We start from the raw sequence: 26,272 nt of genomic DNA, 5'->3' as shown, positions 1-26,272 counted from the left end.
GATCAGCGGTCGGCGGGGACGGTCTCGGGGGCGGCGGGGGCGGCCGGTTCGTCGGGGAGCGCATCCGGCAGGTCGTCGACGCCGCGCAGCGCCGGCCAGGCCCAGGCGGTCGCGGCGAGGAGCACCATCAGCGCCCCGGTGACCGCGAAGACCAGCGCGATGCCCCGGCCGTCGCCCGTGCCGATCACGGTGCCGACCGAGTCGGCGAGCGCGCCGTCCGGCCGTAGCAGCGGCTCGAAGACGCCGTCGGCGATCGGCCCGGCCAGCAGGTACGCCACCGGCACACTGGCGTCGCCGATCACCCGGGCGGTGGCGAGCACCCGGCCCAGCACCGACGGCTCGGTCTTGGTCTGGATCAGCGTCATGGTGGAGCTGTTCACGATCGGCAGGGTGAACAGGAACAGCGGGGCGACCACGCCGATCAGCCACGCGGACGGCGACCCGGCGTGCAGCACCAGCGCCACCCCGCCCACGGCGAGCCCGCCACACACGGCGGTGACCCGCCGCTTCGGTCCGCCCCAGGCGCCCATCACCAGGCTGCCGGCGAACAGCCCGGCCCCACCGGCGAACATCAGCACGCCGAGGGTGTCCGCCGAGGTGAACGAGAGGATCAACGGTTGGACCAGCACCCCGGCGATGCCGAACAGGAAGTTGTAGGCCCCGAAGACCACCATCAGCTGCAACAGGCCGGGACGCTGCCGCAGGTGACGCCAGCCGGCGGCGGCACCGCGCAGCACCGGCTCGACGGGGCCGCCCCCGGCCGGCCGGGTCACCTCGGCGGGCAGCCGGACCAGCAGCAGCGTCCCGGCCGCGACGACGAAGGTGCCCAGGTCGACGACCATCACCCCACCGACACCGATGGTCACCACCAGCACCCCGGCGACCAGCGGCGCGGCGATCTGCACGGCCCGGGAGACCTGCATCAACCCGTTGAACCGGCCCAGGTGCCGCTTGCCGACCAACGCCGGGGTCATCGCCTGGTAGGCCACCTGGTGCACGGTGGACGCCCCGGCGCTGAGCACCGTCGCCAGGTAGATGTGCCACACCTGGAGGGCATCGGCCGCGACCAGCGCGGCGAGCGCCGCGGTGCCCACGGCGGCGAGGGTGTCACTGACCAGCATCAGCCGTCGCCGGTCCCGGCGGTCGGCCAGCGCGCCCGCGAACGGTGCCACCAGCACCGCCGGCAGGGTCGCGGCCAGGAAGATCAGTGAGAACTGGGTGACCGAGCCGGTGCGCTGGTACACCCAGACGCCGAGGACGAACGCGGTCAGGCTGGACCCGATCAGCGAGACGAGCTGGCCGAGCCAGATGGCCACCCAGCGGCGGGCGGGTAGCGCGTCATTCATGGGCCCTCCCGGACGGCGGGTCGAGGAACCCGGCGGCGACGAACGCCGCCAGGTAGGTGTGCAGCAGGTGCCGGTCCGCCGCCGGGCAGGTGATGCCGGCCGCCGCGAGGGCCGCCTCGGTGCCGGTGCAGTCGAAGTCCGGTTGGGTACGCACCGGCGTGGCCGGTCCGAACAGCGGGGCGAACCCGGCCAGCGCGGCGTCCGGCCGGGCCAGCAGGGCCGCCCGCCAACGCGGGTACGGCACCAGCTCGACCGGGTAGCCGAACCCGGCCAGCGCCTCGGCCAACGCCGGGTAGGTGATGGTGCGGTTGTTGTAGTAGTGGTGGTCGCCGGTGGAGCCGGTGCGGGTGAGGTGGCCGATCCCGGCTCCCACGTAGTCCACCGGGGCGAGGTCGGCCGGGTCGTCGATCTCCGGCACCGCACCGAGCTGTACGCAGGTCTTCAGCAGCCGGCTGAAGAAGTCGTCGGTGTTGCCGACCCCGGTGACCGCGTCGCCGGTGATCCGGGCGGGCCGGTGCACGCTCACCGGCAGTCCCCGGTCCCGGGCCGAGCGGACCAGCGCGTCGGCGACCCACTTGCTGGCGTTGTAGCCGTCGTACAGGCCGTCGCAGTCGTCGGGCACGTCACCCTCGCGGACCAGGGTGCCGGTGCGGGACGGGGTGACGAAGACCCCGAGGGTGGAGACGAAGTGCACCGCGCTGGGACGGGTGGCGGTGGCCAGTCGCAGCACCTCACACGTGCCGTCCACGTTGGCCGGGCGCAGCGCCGGGTACGGCTGCACGAAGTTCACCACTCCGCCGTTGTGCACGACCGCGTCGATCCGCTCGCCGAGTGCGGCGAAGGCCGCCCCGGTCAGCCCCAGCCGGGGTGCGGCGAGGTCACCGGGGACGCCGACGAGACGGTCGGCGTGCTCGGGTCGCCAGAGGCCGTACCGGTGCAGGTTGGCGCGGACCCGGTCGACGGCGGCGGCCGGGGTGTCCGCGCGGACCAGACAGTGCACGGTGGCCGCGGTGTGGGTGAGCCAGTCGGCGAGCAGGTACGCGCCGAGGAACCCGGTGGCTCCGGTGACGAGCACCTCCGCCGGCCGGGCCGGGGCCGCGCCGGGCGGTACGGGCAGGTCGTCGGCGCGGCGGGCCTCGACGCGCAGCAGGTCACCGTGGCGGTTCCGGTCCGGTCCGTCGCCGTCGAGGACGGCGGCGAGGCCGGCCAGGTCGGCCGCCTCGAAGAGCGCCCGCAGGGGCAGGTCCGCGCCGAGGGTGGTGCGGATCCGGGTCACCACGGTCGCGGCGAGCAGCGAGTGTCCTCCGAGGTCGAAGAAGTTGTCCCGACGGCCGACCGGCCCGGTGCCGAGCAGGTCGGCCCAGATCTCCGCGAGGGCCTTCTCCGTGCCGGTGGCCGGCGGCTCGTGGGTTGGCCGGTCGGTGACGTCGGCGGGTGGGGGCAGGGCGGCCAGGTCCAGCTTGCCGTGCCGGTTGGTGGGCAGGTCCGGTACCCGGACGAAGGCCGACGGGATCAGGTGCTCCGGCACCCGCCGACGCAACGCGACGCGGGCCGCCGCGCCGTCCGGGGCGTCCCCGTCGTCCACCAGGTACGCGACCAGCCGCGAGCCGGTCGTGGCATGGTCGACCACCACGGCGGCGCGGCGTACCCCGGGCAGGGCGGCGCAGGCCGCCTCCACCTCACCGATCTCGATCCGGTGTCCACGGATCTTGACCTGCCGGTCCGTGCGGCCGAGGAACTCCAGGGTGCCGTCGGCACGGTGCCGGGCCAGGTCGCCGGTGCGGTAGAGCCGGGAGCCGGGCGGACCGTACGGATCGGGCACGAAGCGGGTCGCGGTCTCGGCGGGCCGGCCCAGGTAGCCCCGGGCCGGCGCGGTGCCGCCGACGTACACCTCGCCGGGCAGGCCGATCGGCACCGGCCGCAGGTCCGCGTCGAGGACGTGGACGCGCACGTTCGGCACCGGACGGCCGATCGGCAGCCGGGTCAGGCCGGGCAGTTCCCCGGCGTCGACCGTGGCGTAGGTGGTGGCGCAGACGGTCGCCTCGGTCGGACCGTAGTGGTTGTGGACGGTGACCCGACCGTCGGTGAGGCGGGCCCACCGGCGGACGGTGTCCAGGTCGACGGCCTCCCCGCCGACCATCGCGGCGCGCAGCGGTCCGACGTCGACCGGCCCGGACCGGGCGGCGAGGTCGTCCACCCAGCGCGCCCAGAGCGGCGCGGCGGTGTCGACCAGGGTGATCCGGTGAGCACGGCACAGCTCGGCCAGACCGGGCCCGGTGATCGCCGCCGGCTGCCGGTGCACCACCAGCGCGGCCCCGCTGACCAGGGCCGGGAACAGGTCGCCGACGGAGGCGTCGAAGCTGAGCGGGGGCAGCATGAGCAGCCGGTCGCCGGGGCCGATGCCGTGCAGGTCGGCGAAGGCCAGGGCCAGGTTGACGGCGGTGCGGTGGCCGACCATCACCCCCTTCGGCGTGCCGGTGGAGCCGGAGGTGTGGATGACGTAGGCGAGCTGGTCGGGGTGGACCGTCGCGGACGCCGGTACCGTCGCGCCGCCGACCGTCGTGCCGGCGTCGGGCACGTCGGTGGGCCGACCGTCGGGGTCGGGGGCGTCGGTGGGCCGGCCGTCGAGGTCGACGACGAGCAGCGTGCCGGCGTACGGCCGGTCGTCGGGATCGCTGCTCTCCGGCGGAGCGGCCAGCTTCCCGGCAAGGCCGGCGTCGGTGAGGCAGACGGTGGTGCCGGCGGCGGTGAGCAGGGCCCGCAGCCGGGCCGGCGGGTGGGCCGGATCCAACGGCAGGTACCCGCCGCCGGCCGCGAGGATCGCCAGGATCCCGGTCACCGCTCCGGCTCCCGCCGGCAGGACCAGCCCCACCGGCTGGTCCGGTCGGACGCCGAGCCCGCGCAGTCGGGCGGCGAGCCGGTCGGCGTCCGCGACCAGCCGGCCGTAGGTCAACGGCGCCCGGCCGCCCGCGTCCGGGCTCACGTCCAGCAGCGCGGGCGCGTCCGGGTCGACGGCCGCGCGGGCCCGGACCAGCTCGTGCAGGCCGGCACCGGTCGGGTACGCCCGGTCGGTGGCGTTCCAGCGGGCCAGGTCCCGCCGTTCGGCGGGGCCGGTCAGGTCGAGGTCGGCGAGCCGACGCCGCGGCTCGGTGGCCAGCGCCCACAGCACGGCGGTGAACCGGTCGACGAGCCGCGCGACGGTCACCTCGTCGAACAGGTCGGTGTTGTAGTCGACCACGCCGGCCAGGCCGGTGCCGTCGGCGCGCACCGCCACGGTCAGGTCCAGCCGGGAGGTCTCCCGGACCACCGGGACGGGCCGGACGGTGAGGTCGCCGCACGGGCCGTCCGGACCGTCCTGGTTGACCACCAGCATCACCTGGTAGAGCGGATTGCGGCTCAGGTCGCGGGGCAGCCGGGCGGTCTCGACGATCCGCTCGAACGGCAGCTCGGCGTGGGCCAGTGACTCCACGCAGGTGGCCCGGACCCGGGTCAGCACGTCGCCCAGCGTCGGGTCGCCGGACAGGTCGGTACGCAGCGGCAGGGTGTTGACCAGCAGGCCGACGATGTCCTGCTGGGCCGCGTCGGCGCGCAGCGTCACCGGGGAGCCGACGCAGACGTCGTCGGTGCCGCCGAGGCGGGCCAGCAGCACCTGGAGCCCGGCGAGCAGGACCATGAAGCGGGTGCAGCCGGTGCTCCGGCCCAGCGTGTCGAGGGCGGCGGTCAGGTCGCCGGGGACCGTGAAGCCGTGGGTGCGTCCGGCGAAGGTCTGGGTGGCCGGTCGGGGCCGGTCGGTGGGCAGGTCGAGCAGGCCGGAGAAGCCCGTCAGGCGGCTGGCCCAGAACGTCCGCGCCCGGTCCGCCGCGCCGCCGGCCAGCCGCTCGCGCTGCCACACCACGTGGTCGGGGAACTGCGCGACCGGGGCGGGCGCCGCGCCGGTGCCGGTCCGGTGCCGGTGGTGGCCGTCGAGCAGGCCGGTCAGGACGATGCCGACGGACCGCTCGTCGGCGACGATGTGGTGCAGGCTGACCACCAGCAGGTGTTCGTCGCGGCCCAGCCGTCCCAGCCGTACCCGCAGCAGGGGTGCGCGGCCGAGGTCGAAGGGCGTCTCGGTCTCCCGCCGGACGATGTCGACGACCGCCGCCTCGCGTTCCGCGACGGACCCGCCGGTCAGGTCGTCGACGACCACCACGCACCGCGCCGCCGGATCGTCGGCGGCGAGCACCTCCTGTTCGACCTCGCCGTCCCGGTCGGTGAACCGGGTCCGCAGCGCCTCGTGCGCGCCGACCAGCTCGTCCAGCGCGGCCTGCAACGCGGTCGGCTCCAGCAGCCCGGTGAGCCGGACGGCGTGGCTCATCACGTACGCCGGGCTGCCCGGCTGGAGCCGGTCGAGGAACCACATCCCCTCCTGCGTCGGCGACAGCGGCACCCGGGTGCCCGGAGCCCGGCGCGGGATACCCGCCGGTGCGGCCGGGGCCCGCAGTCCCCGGCGGGCCATCAGCTCCCGGATCAGCCGTTCCCGGTCGGTCATTCCGGCCCCTCCACCAGTGCCCGCAGTTCCTCGTCGGAGAGGCCGGCCATCTCCTGCCGGAAGGCGGCGACGGCGTCGACGTGGCCGGGTGCCGGCTCGGCGGCGCGCAGCGCGGCGGCCATCGCGGCGACCGTGGGTGCGGCGAAGAGCAACGGGATCGGCACCTCCATCTCCACCGCCGCGCCGATCCGGCCCAGCGCCCGCACCCCGAGCAGCGAGTGCCCGCCGAGGCGGAAGAAGTCGTCGTGCACCCCGATGGTGTCGACCCGCAGCACCTCCTGCCAGACCTCGGCGACCAGCTGCTCCACCGCGTCCCGGGGGGCGACCCGGGCAGCGGAGGGGTCGGTCCACCGGGGGGCCGGCAGCGCCTTCCGGTCCACCTTGCCGTTGTCGTTGAGCGGCAGGGCGGCCAGCGGCACCAGGGCCGCCGGGAGCATGTACTCGGGCAGCTGGCGGGCCAGCGCGGGTCGGACCCGTTCCCAGAGGGTGTCCGGGTCGGTTCCGGCCGCCGGCACCGCGTACGCGACCAGCCGGGTGTCGCCGTCCCCGCCGGCCCACGCGGTGACCACCGCGTCGACGACCTCCGTCCGGGCCCGCAGCAGCGTCTCGATCTCGCCCGGTTCGATCCGGAAGCCGCGCACCTTGACCTGGTGGTCGGCCCGGCCGAGGTACTCCACCCGGCCGTCGGGCCGACGCCGGGCCAGGTCGCCGGTGGCGTAGAGCCGGGCGCCGGGCCGGTCGCCGAACGGGTCCGGCACGAAGCGCTCGGCGGTCAGGCCGGGCCGGCCGTGGTAGCCCCGGGCCACCCCGGCCCCACCGACGTACAGTTCGCCGACCACGCCCACCGGCACCGGCTGGAATGCCTCGTCGAGCAGGTGGAGCCGGGTGTTGGCGATCGGCCCGCCGATGGTGACGGCGGCCGGGGCGGGCGGCACCGGGCCGCCGGAGGAGTAGACCGTCGTCTCGGTCGGCCCGTAGCAGTTCCACAGCGCCGCGCCGTCGGCGAGCAGCGCGTCGGCGAGGTCCCGGGGCAGTGCCTCGCCGCCGGTGACCCGCAGCCGCACCGCCGGGGGCACCCCACCGGCGGCCAGCAGGAGCCGCCAGGTGGCCGGGGTGGCCTGGAGCACGGTCGCCCCGCTGTCGGCCAGCCGGCGGCGCAGGGCCGGCCCGTCCCCCGTCTCGTCGGCACCGACCACCAGCAGCGGGACGTCGCACATCAGCGGCAGGAGCAACTCCACCACGGAGATGTCGAACGACAGCGTGGTGACCGCCGCGAACAGGTCACCCGGCCCGAGGTCGAGGTCGTCGCGGAAGGAGGTGAGCAGGTTGAGCACGGCCCGGTGCCCGACGGCGACGCCCTTCGGACGGCCGGTCGAGCCGGAGGTGTAGAGCAGGTACGCCAGCGCGTCCGGGTGCGGGACGACCGCCGGCCCCGACCCGTCCGCGCCCGCGACGCCAGCCCCGGCGGCGGCAGCTCCGGTGTCGGCGGCGGCTTCGGTGTCGGCGTCGAGGGTCAGGAGGGACGGGACCTCGTCCAGCACCCCGGCCAGCCGGTCGGCGACGGCGCGGCTGGTCAGCACCACACGGGTGCCGGAGTCGGCGAGCATGAAGCGCAGCCGCTCCGCCGGCAGGGCGGGGTCGAGCGGAAGGTAGCCGGCCCCGGCGCGCCACACCCCGAGCACCGCGGCCACCATCCCGGCCCCCCGGTCCAGGCAGATGCCGACCGGCGTGTCCGGGCCGACACCGGCGGCGAGCAGCCGACCCGCGATCCGTCCGGCCCACCGGTGCAGTCCGGTCCGGTCGAGTTGCCCGTCCGGCCCGGTGACCGCCGGTGCGGAGCCGGGCGCGGCCGGGCCGGTGGGCAGCAGCTCCCACACCGAGGAGACCTCCGGCAGCGGCCGGTCGGTGGCGTTCCACTCCACCAGGGCCTGCCGCAGCTCCGCGCCGCGCAGCAGCGGGATCCGGTCCAGGGGACGGTCCGGGTCGGCGACCGCCGCCTCCAGCAGGGTGCACAGGTGCCGGCCGAGCCGGTCCACGGTGGCGACGTCGAACAGCGCCGTGTCGTACTCGAACGCCAGCCGCAGCGCCCCGTCGGCGGTCCGCTCCCCGACCAGGGTCAGGTCGAACTTGGCCGAGCCGCTGTCCACCTCCAACGTGGTGGCCGTGCAGCCGGTGAGCCGGAACCCGTCGTACGGCGCGTTCTGGAGGACGAGCTGGGCCTGGAAGACCGGCGCGTGGGCCAGGCTGCGGTCCGGCTGCAACTCCTCGACCAGCTTCTCGAACGGCAGGTCGGCGTTGCCGAGGCCGGCGAGGGCGACCTCGCGTACCCGGTCGACCAGGTCCCGCAGCGACGGCGAGCCGGCCGTCGACACCCGCAGGGCGACGGTGTTGACGAAGAAGCCGATCAGCCCCTCCAGATCGGGGTGGTTCCGGCCGGCGACCGGGGTGCCGACGACGATGTCGTCCTGCCCGCTGTGCCGGGACAGCACCGCCTGGAACCCGGCGAGCAGAGTCATGAACAGGGTGGCCCCGGCGTCCCGGCTGAACTCCTCGACCCGGTGGGTGACCGGCGCCGGGAGGGTGAGGTAGTGCGCGGCCCCCCGCTGGGAACGGATCGTCGGGCGGGGCCGGTCGGTGGGCAGGGAGAGCAGGGCCGGGGCCCCGCGCAGGTGGGACAGCCAGTGGTCGAGCTGTCCGCGCAGGGCGTCCCCGGCCAGTCGTTCCCGCTGCCAGACGGCGAAGTCGGCGTACTGGGTGGGCAGCTCGGGCAGGCGGGCCGGCTCACCGGCCAGCGCGGCGGCGTACGCGGTGTCCAGTTCCCGGAACAGCACCCCCAGCGACCACGCGTCCGAGACGATGTGGTGCAGGCAGAACGACAGGTGGTGCCGGTCGACGTCGGTCCGGAGCACCACCACCCGCAGCAGCGGACCGGTGGTCAGGTCGAACGGTGCCCGCGCCTGCTCCCACACCAGCCGGGTGGCCTCGGCGTCCCGGTCGGCCACCGGCAGCCCGGTCAGGTCGACCACGGTCAGGGCCGGCTCACCGGCCGGGTGGACCACCTGCACCGGTTCCCCACCGGACTCGGCGAAGGTGGTCCGCAGTGCCCCGTGCCGGGCCACGATGGCCGCCAGGGCGGTACGCAGCGCGTCGACGTCGAGCGGGCCGCGCACCCGGAACGCCACCGGGATGTTGTAGACCGGATCGGCGCCGGTGAGGCGGTCCAGGAACCACAGCCGACGTTGACCGAAGGAGGCCGGGTGGCGGCGGGGCGCGCGGGCCCGTTCGGCCAGCAGCCGGGCGAGCAGTGCCCGCTTGTCCCCGGCGGCGGAGTCGGCCGTGCTCATCCCACCTCCTGGTTCAGCAGCCGGCGCGGCACCGGCGTGCCGGCGGCGACGTCGGGCACGGTGAGGCCGTGCCGGGCGGCCGCCGCGGCGATCTGCTGGCGCAGCGCGCCGGGGGCGCTGTGCGCGAAGTACCGCAGGTACGCCGCACAGGTCACCGGGTCGTCGACGAGGAACGGCAGGTCGCTGGCGACCATGTGCCGGACCACCAGCATCGGCACCGGACTGTGCAGGGGCCGGAAGTCGCCGTTCCAGAGGCCGCCCTTGGCCGGCGGCCCGTCGTGGAACTCGCCGAGCATCAGTCCCTGCTCGGTGTAGGCCGGCTTGAGCCGTTCCTGGGTGCGGTCCACCGTCTGGCGGGCCACATCGACCGGGAGGTCGGGCAGGGTGAGCAGGATCGTCTTGAACTGGGCGGACGGCCCGGCCAGCGGCTCCAGCCGGGCGAACCAGTCCCGGTAACCGGCGAGCACCGTGTCCAGCTCGGCCGGGTCGACGGTGCCGCCCCGGTGCACGGCCAGGTAGAACGTGTCCCGGTCCAGCGAGCCCTGGGCGTAGGGACAGACCGGTCCCTTGCGGCCCAGCTCCGGGTGCGGCTCGCAGAGGTACTCCCGGGCCCACGCGACGACCGCCCGCAGCTGGTCGAGCGCCCCGTCGAGCAACGGGTGCGGCGGATCCGCGGACAGGTCGGCCGCGGTGAACAGGATCTGCCCGGGAAGCAGGGAGTGGGTCAGCACGATGTCCCCCCGCCCACGGCCCGGCGCCGGCCGGCGCGTACCCCGGCGGCGAGCGCGACCGCGGCGCCCACGGCGAGACCGGCCCCGGCGCCGCGCAGGACGCGCTGCTGCCGGCGGGCCCGGGCCAGCGCGTCCGCGTACGGGGTGGTGGTGTGGGCGACCATCGTGTACAGCGGCACCCAGCGCCCCGGCAGCAGCCGGGACAGCACCCGGTCGGCGGTGGCGGAGAGGCTGTACCCGACCCGGTGCACCCGGTCCCGCAGGTCGACGAAGTTGGCGGTGGACAGGTCGGCGAGCACGTCGGTGTGCGGCTTGCGGGCCGCCTCGTACGCGGCCAGCGCCGCCGCCCGGTCCGTCGGGTGGTCGGCGAGGCAGCCGTCGAGCACCAGGCAGTCCTCGAACGAGGAGTTCATGCCCTGGCCGTAGAACGGGTAGACCGCGTGCGCCGCGTCCCCGATCAGCACCACCCGGTCGGCGTGCCGCCAGGGGGCGGTGCGAACGGTGACCAGGTGTCCGGTCGGATGCCCGGCGATCTCGTCGACGAGGTCCGGCATCAGGTCCTCGGCGTCCGGGAAGTGCCGGCGGAAGAAGTCGCGCACCGCCGCCGGGGTGTCCAGCGCGGCGAAGCTCACCGACCCCTCGTGGGCCATGAACAGCGAGCAGGTCAGCGAACCGTCCCGGTTGGGGTGGGCGACCATCAGCGCCTCGTGTCCCGGCCAGACGTGCAACGCCTCCAGCCGGACGCGGGGGCGACCGTCCGGGCCGACCGGGATGGTCAGTTCCTTGTAGCCCCAGGGCAGGAACTCCTGGGTGTAGTCCGCGCGCAGCCCGTGCTGCATCTGCTGGCGGACGGTGGAGAACACCCCGTCGGCGCCGACGACCCAGTCGGCGGTGATCCGGGTCGGGTCGCCGCCACCGGTCGGCGCGACCTCGACGGTCGCGGTCTGGCGGTCCAGCCGCAGCAGCCGGCTGCCGAAGTGGAACCGGACCTCCGGCTCGACCTCGGCCGCCTCCACCACCAGCGAGATCAGCTCCTCGCGGAGCACCGAGTGGAGGATCTCGTGTTCCCTCACCCCGTACGGCTGGAAGCGCACCGACCCGTCCGGGGCGTGCACCACCCGGCCCCGCATCGGCACGCTGCGCTTGAGCACGTCGGCGAGGAGGCCCACCCCGTCCAGCGCGCGCATGCCCCGGGCGGACAGACCGAGGTTGATCGACCGGCCGCCCGCGCCCGACGGGGCGGTGCGGGGGTCGGGCCGTCGCTCGTGGACGTCCACCGTGTAGCCGCGCCGGGCCAGGTAGAGCGCGGCGAGTGAACCGGCCAGACCGGCTCCGATGACGACCACCCGTTCCCTGTGCGGGATCATACGCCCTCCTCGGCGATCAGGGTGTCCAGCAGCGCGTCGACCTCACTGTCGGAGAGGTCGTCGAGCGAGGCGAGCAGGTCCTGCGGGGATGGCCCGGCGGGACCGATGCGGTCGGGGCCGGCGGGGGCGGGTCCGCTCCCGGCGGCGACGATGACGGCGAGTTCGGCGATGGTGGGCGCGGCGAAGAGACTGCGCAGCGCCAGCTCGGTGCCGAAGGTGGTGCGGACGCGGGCGATCAGGCGGGTCGCGGTCAGCGAGTGCCCGCCGAGAGCGAAGAAGTTGTCGTGCACGCCCACCTCCGCGCGGCCGAGCACGTCCCGCCAGAGCGCGGCGAGCTGCTCCTCCACCGGGTCACGCGGTGCGGTGGGCCCGCCACCGCTGGTCTCCCGCCAGGTCGGCTCGGGCAGCGCCCGCCGGTCCCGCTTACCGCTGGCGGTGCGCGGCAACGCGTCGAGGACGACCAGGGTCGCCGGCACCATGTACTCCGGGAGGCGGCGGGCCAGCCCGGCACGGACCTGCGGCCAGAGCGACGCGGCGTCGGCGCCCGCGTGCCCGGGGACCGCGTACGCGGCGAGCCGGACGTCCGCGCCCGTGCCCCAGGTGGTCACCACGGCGTCCCGGACGCCGGGCTGGTCGCGGAGGGCGGCCTCGATCTCGCCCAGCTCGATCCGGAACCCGCGCACCTTGACCTGCTGGTCGGCCCGGCCGAGGTACTCCAGGCGCCCGTCGGGCAGTCGTCGGGCCAGGTCACCGGTGGCGTAGAGCCGCCCGCCGGGGCGGTCGCCGAACGGGTCGGGCCGGAACCGGTCGGCGGTCAGGCCGGGCCGGCCGTGGTAGCCCCGGGCCACCCCGGCGCCTCCGATGTGGATCTCGCCGACCACCCCGTCGGGCACCGGCTCGCCGGCCGCGTCGAGCAGGTGGATCCGGGTGTTCGCGCAGGGTCCGCCCAGGTCGACCGGGCCGCTGGCGTCGACCGGTCCGGCCGAGGAGTAGATCGTGGTCTCCGACGGCCCGTACCCGTTGAGCACCCGCGCCCCGTCGGTGCGCAGCCGGTCGGCCAGGTCCCGGGTGAGTGCCTCGCCGCCGCTGATCCGCAACCGCACCCCGGCCGGTACGCCCCGCGCGGCGACCAGCATCCGCCAGGTCGCCGGGGTGCCCTGGAGCACGGTGACGCCCCGGTCGGCCAGGGCCGCGTGCAGGGCGGTGGCGTCGAGGGCGGTGTCCGCGTCGAGCACCTCGATCCGGGCACCGGCCAGCAGCGGCAGCACCAGTTCCACCACGGAGATGTCGAACGCCGGGGTGGTGATGGCGGCGACCCGGTCGGCGGGGGTCAGGCCGAGCAGCCGGTGGAAGCCGACGAGCAGGTTGACCACCCCGCCGTGGGTGACCGCGACCCCCTTGGGGCGGCCCGTGGAACCGGAGGTGTAGAGCAGGTAGGCCAGCGCGTCCGGGTGACCGACCACCGGCGGCGGGTCGGTGGGGAGTCCGGTCGGGTCGAGCTGGTCGAGGCGGAGCACGACCGGCACGTCGGTGCCGGCGGCGGCCACCGCCTCGGCGACGTGCGCGGCGCCGGTGGCGTCGGTGAGCACCACGGGCGGGGCGGCGTCGGTCAGCATGGTGGCGAGCCGGTCGGTGGGTAGCCCCGGGTCGAGGGGCAGGTAGCCGGCACCGGCCCGCCACACGCCGACCACCGCCGCGACCAGGTCGGTGCCCCGGCCGAGGCAGAGGCCGACCGGGGTGTCCGGGCCGACGCCGTGGCGGCGCAGCAGGTGGGCGATCCGGTTGGCGCGCGCGGCGAGGTCCCGGTGGCTGAGCGTGCCGTCCGGCCCGGCGACCGCGACGGCGTCGGGCACGGCGGGCGGGTACCGGTCGAGCAGCTCGGCGACCGTCGCCACGGTGGGCAGCGGCAGGTCGGTGTCGTTGCCGGTGCGCAGGAGCCGCTCCCGCTCCCCCGCGCCCAGCAACGGCAGCTCGTCCACGGGCGTGTCGGGCCGGTCCAGGGTGGCGGCGAGGAGGGTGAGGTACCGCTCGGCGAGGTCGACGATCCTGGTGGAGTCGTACAGGTCGGCGCGGTAGGTGATCCGGCCCGCCAGGCCGTCCGGCCGGTCCTCGACGGTCAACGTCAGGTCGAACTTGACCGTGCCGTTCTCCCACAGGTGCGGGACGATCCGCAGGCCGGCGGCGGTTACCGGGGTCGGCGGTTCGTCCAGGGCGAACATCACCTGCACCACCGGGGCGTGGGCCAGGCTGCGGGTGGGGGCCAGCCGGTCCACGATCCGGTCGAAGGGGACGTCCTGACGGGCCTGCATGGCCGTGGCGGCGGCCCGGGCCTGGGCGAGCACCCCGGCGAAGTCCGGCCGGTCGGCGAACCGGGCCCGCAGCGCGAGGGTGTTGGCGAAGAAGCCCACCACGTCCCGGGTCTCCGGCCGGGTCCGCCCGGCCACCGGCACCGCCACGAGCAGGTCGTCGGCGCCGGTGAGCCGGTGCAGCAGCACCTGGAAGGCGGCCAGCAGCCGGGTGAACAGCGTGCCGTCCCGGCCGGCGCGCAGGCGGGCGCCCAGCTCGTCGGGAAAGAGGAACGGAACCTCCCCGCCGACGTCGGACTGCTCGGCCGGTCGGGGCCGGTCGGCGGGCAGGTCGAGCAGGGTCGGCGCATCGGCCAGCTCGGCGTGCCAGAAGTCCAGGTCGGCGTCGAAGGCGCCCTGGGCGTCCTGTTCCCGCTGCCAGACGGCGAAGTCGGCGTACTGCACGGGCGGTGGGGGCAGGTCGGGGCGGCGGCCGGCGGCCAGGGCGGCGTACCCGGCGGCGAGTTCCCGGAAGAGGATCCCGAACGACCAGCCGTCGGCCACGCTGTGGTGCACCACGACGGTGAGCACGTGGGCGTCGGCGCTCCGACGGATCAGTCCGAACCGGACCAGTGGCCCGGTGGCCAGGTCGAAGGGCTCGCCGGCGGCGGCGTCCACCAGGTCGTGCCAGCACGCACCGGCGTCGACGACCGGCAGCCGGACCGGCGCGGCCGGGGTGACCACCTGGGCGGGTTCCCCGTCGACGGCGGTGAAGTGGGTGCGCAGCGCCTCGTGCCGGTCCACCAGCCAGCTCAGGGTGGACTCCAGCGCGGCCGCGTCGAGCGGGCCGTTCAACTCGACCGCCCAGGCGATGTGGTACGTCACCGCGCCCGGGGCCATCTGGTCGATCATCCACAGTCGACGTTGGGTGAACGACGACGGCAGGACATAGGTTTCGGTGTTCATACTCCCGCCTGGGTGCGGTGGGGACGGCCCGACCGCCGGTCGGCGGTCGGGGTGCCGGGCACGGTCGAGGTCGGTTCGACCGGGTCGGGGACGCGCGTGTCGACGGCCACCAGCCGCAGCTCCGCCGTCCGGTGCCGGCCCTGCGCGTCGGTGAGCCAGGTCTGCTCCGGACCGGGCAGCATCTCGGTGAGCCGTACGGCGGCATCCCGGTCGTGACCCACGCGGCGCACCGCGCGGGCGAAGACGTCGACCGCGGCGAGGCTGGCGAAGTCCAGGTGGAACGGCTTCTCCTCGGCCGGGGTCTTGACGAAGACGTGCCGGGGCAGGGCGTGCTCCCGCTGCCAGCGGCGGACGCGGTGGAACCGCTCGCCCTCGTCGGGCAGCCCGGCGAAGTCCAGCCCGGCGGCGGTGAACCGCCAGCTCTCCCGGGCCAGCACCACCCGGTCGACGGTGATGCGGGGCTGGTGGTCCGCCGGCCGGCGGATGTCGAACCGCTGCACCAGTTGCACCATCAGCGCTTCCCCCAGCACCTCGGTCAACGGCAGCCGGTGCCGGCCGTCCCGGCTGTGCACGGTCAACACGCCGTCGACCGGCCCGAGAAGGCAGTCGGCCACCGGCAGCGACGTGGCCGGGTCGAGTCCGCAGCTGTCGTGGCCGAAGACCAGCCGCAGGTCCCGGTCCGTGACCAGCTTGTCGGTCAGCCGGGACGACGCGCCGCCCTCCTCGCCGGTGGCGGCCAGGGTGAGCCGGCCGTACGGCAGGTCGGCGGCCATCGCGGCGCGCAGTTCCTCCGGCGCGGGGTGCTGGGCGACGAACAGCGCCGAGCGCAGGGTGTTCACCCCCGGGTGCACCTCACCGACCACCCAGTGGAAGTCGCCCCGGGCGACGGCCTCCGGCCCGTCCGCGGCGAGCAGCACGTCCGGGCTGTGCTGGTACGCGCCGACCCAGCCGGGACGGGGTGCCGCGAACGCCTCCGCCACGCGTTCGCGCAGGTCGGTGGAGGTGGCGGTGACCCGGTGGTCGACGGCGTCGGGCAGGACCCTCGCCCACCGGTCCTGGAGGGCGCGCACCACCGGCGCGACCAGCTTCTCCGGCGGGTCGAAGAGCAGGTCGTTGGCCCAGAGCCAGAAGTCGGCGAAGGACACCGTGGCGGTGCCGGTGCGGGCCACCAGCTCCCGGTACCGCTCGACGAAGGCCCGCCGGAACAGCGCGGCACCGGCCGAGGTGAACCAGCGGACGCTCTCCAGCAGCAGGCTCAGCGCCGGCCAGCAGGTGGCGACGAGGTCGGTGGAGAGGGTGACCTCGGTGCCCGACCGGCAGTCCTCGTAGACCAGGGTCCGCCCGGCGTAGGTCCGGCCGGCGCGGCGGGTCGGTGCGGTGCCGGTGAGCGCGCGGAACCGCTCCTCCAGCGCCTCGATCGCGGCTCCGAGCCGGTCGGCGTCGCCGGCCGCCGCGGCCACCTCGTCCCGGGCCCGTTCGAGGTCATCGAGGGCGGCGAGGGCCGGCTCGCGCACCGCCGCGTCGCCGATCGCGGTGAGCCGGGTCCGCAGCGCGCGTTCCGGGAAGACGTCCTCCTTGGGCACCTCCAGCGACCACGAGATCCGGCGTTCCTCCCGCAGCTCGGCGAGCATCCGGTAGACCTGCTCGCCGGTGGCGATCCCGGTGGTCGGGTCGGCGGCCAGCTCGGCGGCGATCTCGCCGGCCGACCGGGTGCCGTCGCAGGCGCGCAGCAGCCGGGCCGTCACCGGCGGCAGGCCCACCGGTGGGGTCAGTGGCATGCGCAGTTCGTCTCCGACGACGGCCAGGAAGGGCATCCGGCGCGGCACCAGCCACGGCCGCAGTCCCGGGTCGCGGGCGGCGAGCGCCTCGGCCACCTCCACCACCGCCCAGTTCTCCAGGTAGACGGTGCGGCGGGCGAGCGGTGCGCCGCCGTGGTGGACGGCGAGCCCGGGTGGCGCGTCGGTGATCCGGGCCCAGCCGACCGGGCCGAAGAAGCCGATGGTGTCGTTCTTGACGCAGTAGCGCTGGAGGTAGGTGGCGACCAGTGCCTCGTGCTGGCGGTGCCGGGAGTCGCGCCGGTCCCCGGCGGTCAGGACCGGGTCCACGCCGGTGCGCAGTGCGTGCCGGTTCTGCCAGGTCACGGCCTCGCGGAACAGCGGGTCGGCGGCGGTGGCGCGCAGGGCGGCGGCACGTGCCGCGCCGGCCCGGTCGTACGCGGCCCGGTACGCCACGAACGCGCCGTCCCGGTCGGCGTGGGCGGCGCACAGCGCCGCGTGGGCGCGGACGAGCGCTCCGCCGTCGACGGACGCGGAACCGGCGGGCAGCGGCTCCGGTGGGGTGTCCCGGCGGAGCTGACGAACCGCCCGGTTCCAGCCGGTCCGCTCCCCCGCCGGGCTGGCCGCCCGGACCCGGTGCACGCGTTCGGCCAGCTCCCGTCGGGTCGCGGTGAGCCGGTCCTCGGCGGCCAGCAGCGTGTCGGCGGCCCGCACCAGGTCCGGGTCCCCGAGGGCGGTCAACGTCTCGACCGGGAAGCCGGCGGCCCGCAACCCGACCCAACGCCACAGCGCCCACGGGCCCTCGACCGGGCGGACCAGATGCGCCGGCCCTCCGGCGCGGATCGACGCGGGCGGAACGGCAACCGGCGCGGGCGAAACGGCCGGCACCGACGCGGAGGGGGCGGCAACCGGCGCGGAGGGGGCGGCAACCGGCGCGGACGGAACGGGCGGCACCGCCACCGCCGGGGTGACCGGCACCGACGGGCCCGGCGCCGACCGGTACCCGCTCCGGTCCCGCCGGACCACCCCGGTGGACGCGGCCCGCACGCCGGAGGCGCGGTCGGCGATGGCCTCGGCCAACGCGGCGAGTGTCGGCCGCTCGTACACCAGGCGGACCGGCAGGTCCACGCCGAACCGGTCGGCCACGACGAAGGTCAGCCGGGTGGCCAGCAGCGAGTTCCCGCCGAGGACGAAGAAGTCGTCGTCGACGCGGGCCGGCGCGGTGCCGAGCAACCCGGCCCAGACCTCGGCCAGTCGGAGGTGGACCGGGTCGGTCAGGTCGGCGGGCGGACGGTCCGGTGGTGGTTCCGGCAGGGGCAGGGCCCGCCGGTCGATCTTGCCGTTACGGGTCAGCGGCAGGGCGGGCAGGACCAGATGGGCGGCCGGGCGCAGGTGGGTGGGGAGCCGCTCGGCGGCGTACCGGGAAAGATCCTCGGGGCGCGGCGCGTCCCGGCCCGGTCGCGGGGTCAGGTAGGCGAGCAGCCGGCGTCGTTCCCCCTCCCCGTCGACGACCACGACGGCGTCCCCGACGTCCGGATGGGCCCGCAGCGCCGCGGCGACCTCGCCCGGCTCGACCCGGAAGCCCCGGATCTTGACCTGCCCGTCGATGCGGCCGAGGAAGTCGAGGGTGCCGTCCGGACGCCAGCGGACCAGGTCGCCGGTGCGGTACATCCGGGCGCCCGGACGCGGGTCGAACGGGTCGGGCACGAACGCCGCCGCAGTCGCCGCCGGACGGTTGAGGTAGCCCCGGGCCAGGCCCGCGCCGCCGGTGTGGAGTTCGCCGGGTACGCCGACCGGCACCTGGCGACCCTGCGGGTCCAGGACGTACACCGTGGACCGGGGCACCGGACGGCCGATCGGCACCGGGTCCGGTACGGCCTCCGGGTCGGTCATCGGGTGCACGCAGGTGAAGGTGGTGTTCTCGGTCGGGCCGTACCCGTTGACCAGGGGCGCGCCGCCGCGCACCCGGAGCGCGCGACGGACCGCCTCGGGGGCGAGCACGTCCCCGCCGGCGAGCAGTTGGCCGACCGCGGCGAGGCACTCCGGGTCGAACTCGACCAGTTGGTGGAAGAGCCCGGCGGTCAGCCAGAGCACGGAGATCCGTTCGCGGCGTAGCAGCCGGGCCAGCTCGGCGAGGTCGGGCGCGCCGGCCGGGGCCACCACGAGACGGGCACCGTTGGCCAGGGCGCCCCAGATCTCCAGGGTGGCCGCGTCGAACGCCACCGGGGCGAGGTGCAGCACCGTCTCGTCCGGGCCCAGGCGCAGGTAGCCGGGCCGGTGCACGAGGCGGACCACGGCGGCATGCGGAACCGCGACCCCCTTGGGGGTGCCGGTGGACCCGGAGGTGAAGCTGACGTAGGCCAACCCGGCCGGGTGTACCCGGCCCGCCGGCACGGCATCGGGCCGGCCGACAGCGGTGGGCTCGTCGACGTCGACGGGCTCGTCGAGGCGGAGCAGCCGGGTGGCGCCCGGCACCCCGCCGGTGGCCAGCACCAGCGGGTCTCCGGCGACGGCGAGCAGTTGCCGGATCCGGGCGGGCGGGTCGTCGGGGTCCAGGGGAAGGTACGCGCCACCGGCCTTGAGCACGGCGAGAAGGGCGACCACCAGTTCCACCGACCGGGGCAGGGCCACCGCCACCGGCTCGTCCGGTCGCACCCCGGCCGCGACGAGCCGGCCGGCCAGACGGTCGGCGCGTTCCTCCAGCTCCCGGTAACGCAGGGTGGTGCCGTCGGCGCCGACCAGGGCGACCGCGTCGGGCTGCCGGCGGGCCACGGCGGTGACCAGCTCCGGCACCGTGGCGTCGACCGCCCCGGCGGGGTCGGCGGTGGTGCGGAAGCCGGCCAGCAGGGCCCGGTCCGTCGTGTCGAGCAGGGGCAGCGCGGACACCGGCCGCGCGGTTCCGGCGGCCAGCCCGGTGAGGACGACCAGGAAGTGGCGCAGCATCGCGTCCGCGCCGGCCTCGGTCAACCGGCGGCGGTCGTGGTACAGGAGCACGGTCAGCGTCGGCTCACCGTAGACACAGACGGTGACCGGTGGGCCGGGGTGCCGGTGGACGCGGGCGACCCGGTCGCCCCAGCCGGGCACCGACCGGCTCAGCGCGGTCTGGAGATCCTGGTGCTCGTACATGAGAAGGCTGTCGAAGAGCGGGCTGCTGGCCGGCACCCCGCTCCACCGCTGGATCTCGCCCAGCGGGGCGAGCTGGTGCGGGCGTACCTCGTCGACCTGCCGACGGACGCCGCGCAGCCAGTCGCGTACCGGCTGGTCCGGTTCGACCCGGATCCGTACCGGCACCGTGTTGATCAGAAGGCCCAGCATCCGTTCGGCGCCGTCCACCGTGTCCTGCCGGCAGGTACGGGTGGAGCCGAACACCACGTCGGTGACTCCGGCGTACCGGTGCAGCAGCACCGACCAGGCCGCGGTGACCAGGGTGCCCAGCGACACGCCCACGGTCCGGGCGGCGGCGACGAGCGCGGCGGTCGCCCCGGCGTCGAGGGACCGGCTCGCCTCCCGGACCGACGACACCCCGTGGGGCGGCGCGTCCGGCCCGCCGGTCAGCGGCAGCGGGGTCGGCAGCGGCACCCCGGTCAGCCGGGCGCTCCAGAACCGCTGGTCGGCGTCCAGTGGCCGCCCGGCCGCCCACACCGCGTAGTCGCGGAACGGTGGACGGCGCACAGCGGCGTACGGACGACCGGCGACGAGTGCGTCGTGCTCGGCGCAGACCTCGTCGAGCAGCATGTGCACCGAGCGGCCGTCGAGGATGGCGTGGTGCAGGGTGACCGCCAGGGTGTGCCGGTCCGGCCCGTGCGTGACCAGGGTGACCCGGGCCAGCGGCGCGGTCGAGGAGTCGAAGCCGGCAGCCCGGTCGTCGGCGAGGAAGCGGGCCAACCGCTCGGCGCGACCGGCGGGCGGCTGGGCGGACCAGTCGTGGTGCGCCACCGGCAGGCTCGCCTGCGCGCGCACCTCCTGCGCCGGTTCTCCGCCACCGGGCCAGACGAAGGCGGTGCGCAGCACCGGGTGCCGGGCGGTGGCGTGCTGCCAGGCGGTCCGCATGGCGGTCGGATCCAGCGGCGCGGGCCAGTCGACGACCACCTGGAGGATGTCGATACCCGACCCGGGCTGGTGTTCCTGGGTGAAGAGCATGCCCGGCTGCAACGTGACCGTGCCGTACCGGCCATCGGCGGCTGCGTCGGAGGGCGATGCCGGCACCTTCACTCCTTCACGTCCGGCGGGCCGGACAAGAAACACCCTGGAAACCACACACGGCTATGGAAAAGCGGATTTCTGGTGCCCGTGATCCGCCTTGGTGAGCACGATTTACGGTGGCGGGGACGGCAGACAAGAAGCTACGAGGGCGATTCAGGTCTGTCAACCAGTTGCGATCCCGGTGCCGGTCGCCCGATAACGGTCTGGATCGGACGGATCAGCGGCGGTTCGCCCGAGGAGAGAGGCTTTTGTGGCAACCGGGAAAACTCCACAATGGACTATTGGAGTAGGTGGCCGCACAACGCCGACCGGGGCCCGGGTCGGCGTTCCCGTCAGGCGGCGCCGGCCGTGCGCACCGCCGAAACCGGGTACGTCACGGCCTGCGGCGGCCTCCCGGGCGGGTCAGTCGCGGGTGCCCAGCCAGTCGCGCAGGCTGCGCGGGCGCATGTCGGTCCAGACCTCGTCGATGTGCGCCAGGCAGACGGCCCGGTCACCGCTGACACCCACCGGCCGCCAGCCGGTCGGAATGTCCGACCCGTCCGGCCAGATCGAGTACTGCTCCTCGTCGTTGACGACGACCTGGTACCGACGTCGGTCCTCGAATTCCCCCATCGCCCCTCTCCCGGTGCGCTCAGGCCCACGAATTAGACCGCGACTGTACCGTCCATTACGACTGGTCATAGTTGACCGATCGGCGATGCCCGACCACCCGATCGATTGTCGAGAATTGACTGATCGCGCATCGACGTCGAACCGGTGATGCGAACGGACGCCGACCGCAAAAGCGTCACCACGGTGACGCCGACATCTCGCACGGTAACCGTTTTCGCCGATTCCCCGCCGTCCGGCGCGTCGGCTCGGCGGCACGAAGGTGAGGGGCAGGGGTTCGACGTCCCGCCGGCCGACCACTAACCTCCGAGGGTCTTGGTCATGACGTGCTCGCGGCGCAGACCGTCGGGCATGAGGCCGCCGAGTTCACCCGTGTCACGGAAGCCGTTCCGCTGGTACAGGGCCCAGGCGTGCCGGTTGCCCTCCGCCACGGCCAACCGCAGCGTCCGCGCGCCCACCCGCCGGGCCCACTGCTCGACCGCCCGGACGAGGTGGTCACCCACGCTCCGGCCACGTCCCGCAGGTGCCACGTACATCGAAATCAGTTCGACGACCCCGTCGTGTTCGGTCGGCACCCCGCTGGCCATCCCGACGGCCTGCCCATCGAGCATCGCCACGATGTTGTACGAGCCGGGGATGGCCAGCCGACCGCGCCAGCGTTCCTCACGGTCGCCGTCACCCTGCCAGTCCGCCAGCTGGGCACCGAAGGCGTAGCCCGCCTCCGACAGCGCGGCGAGCCGCAGTTCCCGCCACGTCTTCCAATCGCCCTCGGTGAGCACACGCGTCGCCACCATGCGGGAGAGGCTGCCGCAGGTACGGGACGCGGGCAACCCGGTATCCGCGCACCGCGCCCCCGCCGCAGCCGGCCCACCGGCCACCGCGTCCCCGCCGGCTACCCGTCCCCGCCGGCTGCCCGCACGTGCGGCAGGGCCGCCTCGCTCCCTCGCAAGACGGCCCTGCGGGCTGCGGTTAGAGTGGTCAGTGGCCGTGCTTCTGCTGGCACGGCACGCAGAACCGGGCGTGCGGCAGTGCCTGCAGGCGCTCGACGGGAATCGCCCCGCCGCACTTCTCGCACACCTCGTAGCGCCCCTCGGCGATCCGCCGCAGTGCGCCGGTGATCTGCTCCAGGCTCTGCCGGGTGGCCGCCACCAGGGCCGCCTGGGTGTGTGCCTGCTGCGGGTCTCCGGTGTCCGCGGTCAGTTGGGTCAGCCTGGCGCTCTGCTCCTCGAAGTGGGACACCAGCGTGGCGCGCAGATCGGTCAGCCACTGCGGCTGGGTCGTGTCGGGGGTCTGGATGCTCATGTCGATGCCCTCTCGTCCGGGAAAAAAGAAAAAGGCCGAAGCGGTATGCCGCTTCGCCCTGGGGAGATGACCGATGTCGACCACTGGGTGGTCATCTCCGGGAGGGCCGCGACCGGCCGGCACCGGGCTCGGCAGCCCGCAGCGGACCACCGTGGGCGGGCACGCGACACCGGCGCTCCCCGCTCCCCCGCGCAGCGCCGCACCCGCCACCGAGGTGACGCGGAACGGACGGACGAGCGGGCGCATCGGCCCACCATAGGCCGTTCCCGCGAACAAGCCAACCGGACATCGCGCCCCTGACCGGGCACCGGGCGAACCCGTGGGCGCGGCAGACGGTTCAGGCGTGACTTATATAAGTCTTTGTTGATAATGTCACGGCCCGACCAACAGGAACGGAAGATCGATGATCGATATCGTCAACCAGCTCAGCGCGATCCACCGCCAGGTCAGCAGGGAACCCTCCGATAGCGGTGAGATCGTCACGGTCCTGCTCCGGCGCGACTACGGCGCGCCGATCGACGACGTCTGGCACGCGGTCACCGACCCGGAGCGGCTCCGGCGTTGGTTCCTGCCGATCAGCGGTGACCTACGGGTCGGCGGGACGTTCCAGCTCGAAGGCAACGCGGGTGGGGAGATCCTGACCTGCGAACCGCCCCGGCTGCTCCGGGTGACCTTCGGCGCGCCCACGAGCCTGGTCGAGTTGCGACTGTCCGCCACCGACGAGGACGACACCGCGCTCGAACTGGTCCACACCGTACCCGTCGATCTGGCCGGCGGCGGCGCGGGCGCGCTCTACGTGGGTCCCGGCTGGGACGGCGCGCTCCTGGCCCTGGACCTGTTCGTTCGCGGAGAGATCAGCGACGACCCGGTCGCGGCGGCGAACTCGCCGCAGGGGCAGGAGTTCTCCCGGGGGTCCGTGCACGCCTGGATCGACGTCGTCACGGCCTCCGGAACGGCCAGCCCCGAGGAGATCACCGCCGCGACCGAGGTGTCCCTGGCGCAGTTCGCCCCCGACGTGGCCGCTGCCGACCGGCAGGACTGACCAGGTCCCACCCGCCGACGGCCCTGCCCGGAGCACGGGCAGGGCCGTGGCCGCCGCGCCGGGGCGTCCCGGTCAGTGGGCGGGTGAGGGCGACTCGCTGGGCCGCCCGGCGGCGTGCCAGGCGTCGGCGGACGCCACGCCGAGCAGCACGACCATCGCGACCACCAGGGCCACCAGCGACGGGGCGAACGTGAGCGGCACGGACACCGCCGCCAGGACGGCGATGGCGACGACCCGGCGCCGCGACAGGCGGTTGAAGACGACACGTTCCAGGCGGATCCGGCCGTAGAGGAACAGCGCCGGCCCCCCGATGATCACCGCCAGCCACGACGGCTCGGGCCGGCCGCCGGGATACTTCAGGACGACCTCGAAGCCGACCGCGGTGGCGACGATGCCCACCACCATGACCAGGTGCGCCACGCCGACCGCCCGCCCGGCCGCGATACGGTCACCGGCTGCCTCGACCGCCTCCGCGAGCACCTGCCCGGAGCGGTAGAAGTAGATCCGCCACAGCAGCACCGTGGACAGGAACGCCACCACCAGCGCGGTCCAGGTGGCGATGGTGAAACGCTCGCCGGCGAAGGTGATGCCGGCCGCCAGCACACTTTCGCCCAGAGCGATCATCAGCAACTGCTGGTAGCGCTCGGGCAAGTGGTAGCCGCTGTCCATCGCCCACGCGCCGATCGGCGGGCGTTTCAGCCCCGGCACCGGCCAGCGCAGGTGGGCCGCGACGAGGTCCACCGTGATGGCGATCGCCCACACGGCGGCCCGCGCGTCACCGGCCACGGCCACGCCGCTGAACCAGATCGCCGCGGACGCCGCGCACCACAGCACCGACCGCAGGTAGAGGTCACGCAGCGCGTGCCCGCGCAGGGCCGGAATCAGGATGAGCGGCCGGACGACGCGCAGGAGCACGTACGGCAGGACGAACGCCGTCCCCCGGCCGCGGAACGCCTCCGGCAGCGACGCCGACATCACCAGCAGCCCGAAGGCGCTGGCCAGCACCATCCACTGGATCCGGCGGCGACGGGGGTCGAACCAGCTGGTGATGTGCGCGGTGGTGACCCACAGCCAGATCAGCGGCAGCGCCAGGACGAGGAGGTAGCCCAGGGACCGCACCCGCACGACCGGGTTGTCGTCGACGATGTCGCGGACGACCCGGTTGACCACCCCGGAGAGGGCGAAGACCAGCACCAGGTCGACGAAGAGTTCCAGGAAGTTCGCCTGCCGCACGTCCTCACGGCGGCGCAGCAGATCCTGCCCCCACCTCGTCGTCCGGCGTATGCCCATGACTGCCATGCTCGCCGGTGACACCCCGGTCCACCGGCGGGATGGCCATCCTCCCTCCCACCGGGTCGCAAGCGGTGGTCCCCGACGCGTCACCCGGAACGGTCCCAGTTCCCGCGAACGCGGGCGGGGATCACTTTCGCCGTCCTACGGTGGGTAATCGACCGCAGACCCAACGCGCAGCCAGGGGAGCCAGCCATGCAGATGACCGCGACCGACAATCACGCCGTCGCCCAGGCGGTCCACGACGTCGGATCGGCGTTGTGGTTCGGCGGCACCGTCATGGGGGTGGCCGGGGTGAACAAATCCGGCAGCGACCTGACGCAGGGCATCGACCGCATCCGGGTGGCGGAGTCGGCGTGGAGCCGCTTCGGTCCCGTCCAGTGGGCGGGCATCGGCGCGACCCTGATCGCCGGCCTCTACCTCGCCCGCACCGGTGGCCGCCGGATGGCGTTGCAGAAGGGCTTCGCGTCCATCGGCTTCGCGAAGGCGGGTACCGCGGTGCTCGGGGCGGCGGCCACCGGTTACGCCGCGTACTGCGGCACCCGCATCGGCCAGCTGGCCGAGGAGGCCCGGCAGCGGGGCCGTCAGGTGGAGGTCAAGGACGCCACCCTGCCCACCACGGGCACCCCAGAGGAGATCGCCGTGTGGCAGCGCCGGCAGCGCATCGCCCAGTACGCGGTGCCCGCGCTGGCCGGCGCGAACATCGTGCTCGGCTCGTACCTGGTCCAGTCCTACCGCAGTGTCGCCACCGCCCGGGGCGTCCTGCGCCGTCTCCTGCCGGACTGACGCGCGATCCCGCCGTCGCCCCGGCCTCGTGGGGGACGCCGAGGGTCACGTCGGCCCGGTAGCCGACGCCGCGGGTCAACTCGGCCCGGTAGCCGCCGCGGTCGCTCCCGGCCCCTCCCGGGCCGGTGCGACGCACGCGGAGCAGCCCTCCCGCTCCGACCAGCTCCGTCGGTCCAGGTCCGCCGGTGCCAGCACGGCCTGGTCGAGGTCCGCACGCGCCGCCATCCTGAGCTGCCAGACCGCCTCGGCGAACGCGTGGTAGGCCAGGTGGTACTCCCTCGACGGGAGGGTCGCGCCCGACCGTACCGCGTTGCGGACGGCGATCAACCGGTGGTAGGCCAGCTCCCCGGCCTTGACGAGATCCACCGTGCCGGACACGAGCAGCCTTTCCCGGGCCGCGAAGACGCCCGCCTGATGGACCGCCCGGTTGGCGGGCCGGAGCCGGTCCCGCGGATCGTCGTGGCCCTGGGCGACCTCCCGCAGCGCGCTGTGCGCCGCGTCGAGCGCCAGGGCGAACTCCAGACAGTGCCGAACCCGCTCCGCCTCACGGTGCTGACGGCGCAGCGCGCGGTTGTGCTTCGACTCCACCATCAGGGCGGTGGCGAGGGCGATGACCGCCCCGCAGACCACGCCGACAACCGGGATCCACTCCACCCGTCCAGTCTGTCCCGAGCGTGACGCGATCACCACGGACGGTC

At 74.9% G+C, this 26,272-nt stretch carries 14 protein-coding genes; 2 read left to right on the top strand and 12 right to left on the bottom strand.

The annotated features are described in order from the left end of the window. Positions 1 to 2 precede the first annotated feature (2 nt). From IGA62_RS25255 to IGA62_RS25210, 10 genes are all read right to left on the bottom strand, one after another. Entirely contained in the window at positions 3 to 1,346 is a 1,344-nt protein-coding gene (locus IGA62_RS25255; protein WP_145818551.1) for an MFS transporter, read from the bottom strand. Next, entirely contained in the window at positions 1,339 to 5,874 is a 4,536-nt protein-coding gene (locus IGA62_RS25250) for a non-ribosomal peptide synthetase (protein WP_145818552.1), read from the bottom strand. Before IGA62_RS25250 ends, IGA62_RS25255 begins: the two co-directional genes overlap by 8 nt. Next, entirely contained in the window at positions 5,871 to 9,218 is a 3,348-nt protein-coding gene (locus tag IGA62_RS25245; RefSeq protein ID WP_190289212.1) for a non-ribosomal peptide synthetase, read from the bottom strand. Before IGA62_RS25245 ends, IGA62_RS25250 begins: the two co-directional genes overlap by 4 nt. Continuing rightward, positions 9,215 to 9,949, bottom strand: a complete 735-nt coding sequence (locus tag IGA62_RS25240) for a DUF6875 domain-containing protein (RefSeq protein ID WP_145818553.1) — start codon at positions 9,947 to 9,949, stop codon at positions 9,215 to 9,217. The genes IGA62_RS25245 and IGA62_RS25240 overlap by 4 nt, the downstream gene beginning before the upstream one ends. Next, on the bottom strand, positions 9,943 to 11,316 hold the full coding sequence (locus IGA62_RS25235; protein ID WP_145818554.1) for an FAD-dependent oxidoreductase: 1,374 nt from the start codon (positions 11,314 to 11,316) through the stop codon (positions 9,943 to 9,945). Before IGA62_RS25235 ends, IGA62_RS25240 begins: the two co-directional genes overlap by 7 nt. Then, entirely contained in the window at positions 11,313 to 14,567 is a 3,255-nt protein-coding gene (locus tag IGA62_RS25230) for a non-ribosomal peptide synthetase (protein WP_145818555.1), read from the bottom strand. Before IGA62_RS25230 ends, IGA62_RS25235 begins: the two co-directional genes overlap by 4 nt. Then, positions 14,564 to 20,548, bottom strand: coding sequence for a non-ribosomal peptide synthetase (locus IGA62_RS25225; protein WP_145818556.1), 5,985 nt, complete (start codon positions 20,546 to 20,548; stop codon positions 14,564 to 14,566). The genes IGA62_RS25230 and IGA62_RS25225 overlap by 4 nt, the downstream gene beginning before the upstream one ends. A gap of 399 nt (positions 20,549 to 20,947) precedes the next feature. Next, positions 20,948 to 21,157: an MbtH family protein gene (locus tag IGA62_RS25220; protein ID WP_145818557.1), complete on the bottom strand. Its 210-nt coding sequence runs from the start codon at positions 21,155 to 21,157 to the stop codon at positions 20,948 to 20,950. A 296-nt stretch (positions 21,158 to 21,453) separates the two neighbouring features. After that, positions 21,454 to 21,948, bottom strand: a complete 495-nt coding sequence (locus tag IGA62_RS25215; RefSeq protein WP_145818558.1) for a GNAT family N-acetyltransferase — start codon at positions 21,946 to 21,948, stop codon at positions 21,454 to 21,456. Positions 21,949 to 22,132: 184 nt separating this feature from the next. After that, positions 22,133 to 22,456, bottom strand: coding sequence for a TraR/DksA family transcriptional regulator (locus IGA62_RS25210; RefSeq protein ID WP_091462436.1), 324 nt, complete (start codon positions 22,454 to 22,456; stop codon positions 22,133 to 22,135). 403 nt (positions 22,457 to 22,859) lie between these two features. On the opposite strand from IGA62_RS25210, the gene IGA62_RS25205 reads away from it, so the two are divergent. Next, a complete protein-coding gene (locus tag IGA62_RS25205) occupies positions 22,860 to 23,498 on the top strand; it encodes an SRPBCC family protein (protein ID WP_145818559.1) in 639 nt (212 codons plus the stop codon). A 72-nt stretch (positions 23,499 to 23,570) separates the two neighbouring features. Here IGA62_RS25205 and IGA62_RS25200 read toward each other — a convergent pair whose 3' ends face one another. Beyond that, entirely contained in the window at positions 23,571 to 24,788 is a 1,218-nt protein-coding gene (locus IGA62_RS25200) for a low temperature requirement protein A (protein WP_186499879.1), read from the bottom strand. 195 nt (positions 24,789 to 24,983) lie between these two features. Between IGA62_RS25200 and IGA62_RS25195 the strand changes: the two genes are divergently transcribed. Then, entirely contained in the window at positions 24,984 to 25,574 is a 591-nt protein-coding gene (locus IGA62_RS25195) for a hypothetical protein (RefSeq protein ID WP_198501109.1), read from the top strand. Between the two features lie 75 nt (positions 25,575 to 25,649). Here the strand turns inward: IGA62_RS25195 and IGA62_RS25190 are convergent, their stop codons facing one another. Continuing rightward, the gene (locus IGA62_RS25190; protein ID WP_145818561.1) at positions 25,650 to 26,228 is read right to left on the bottom strand and encodes a hypothetical protein; all 579 of its coding nucleotides are present in this window, start codon (positions 26,226 to 26,228) and stop codon (positions 25,650 to 25,652) included. Positions 26,229 to 26,272: the final 44 nt, after the last annotated feature.

It is taken from the genome of Micromonospora sagamiensis (assembly GCF_014680085.1).
Lineage (GTDB): Bacteria > Actinomycetota > Actinomycetes > Mycobacteriales > Micromonosporaceae > Micromonospora > Micromonospora inyonensis.
Note: the sequence above shows the minus strand (reverse complement) of the source record. Positions and strands in the feature narration are given on the sequence as shown.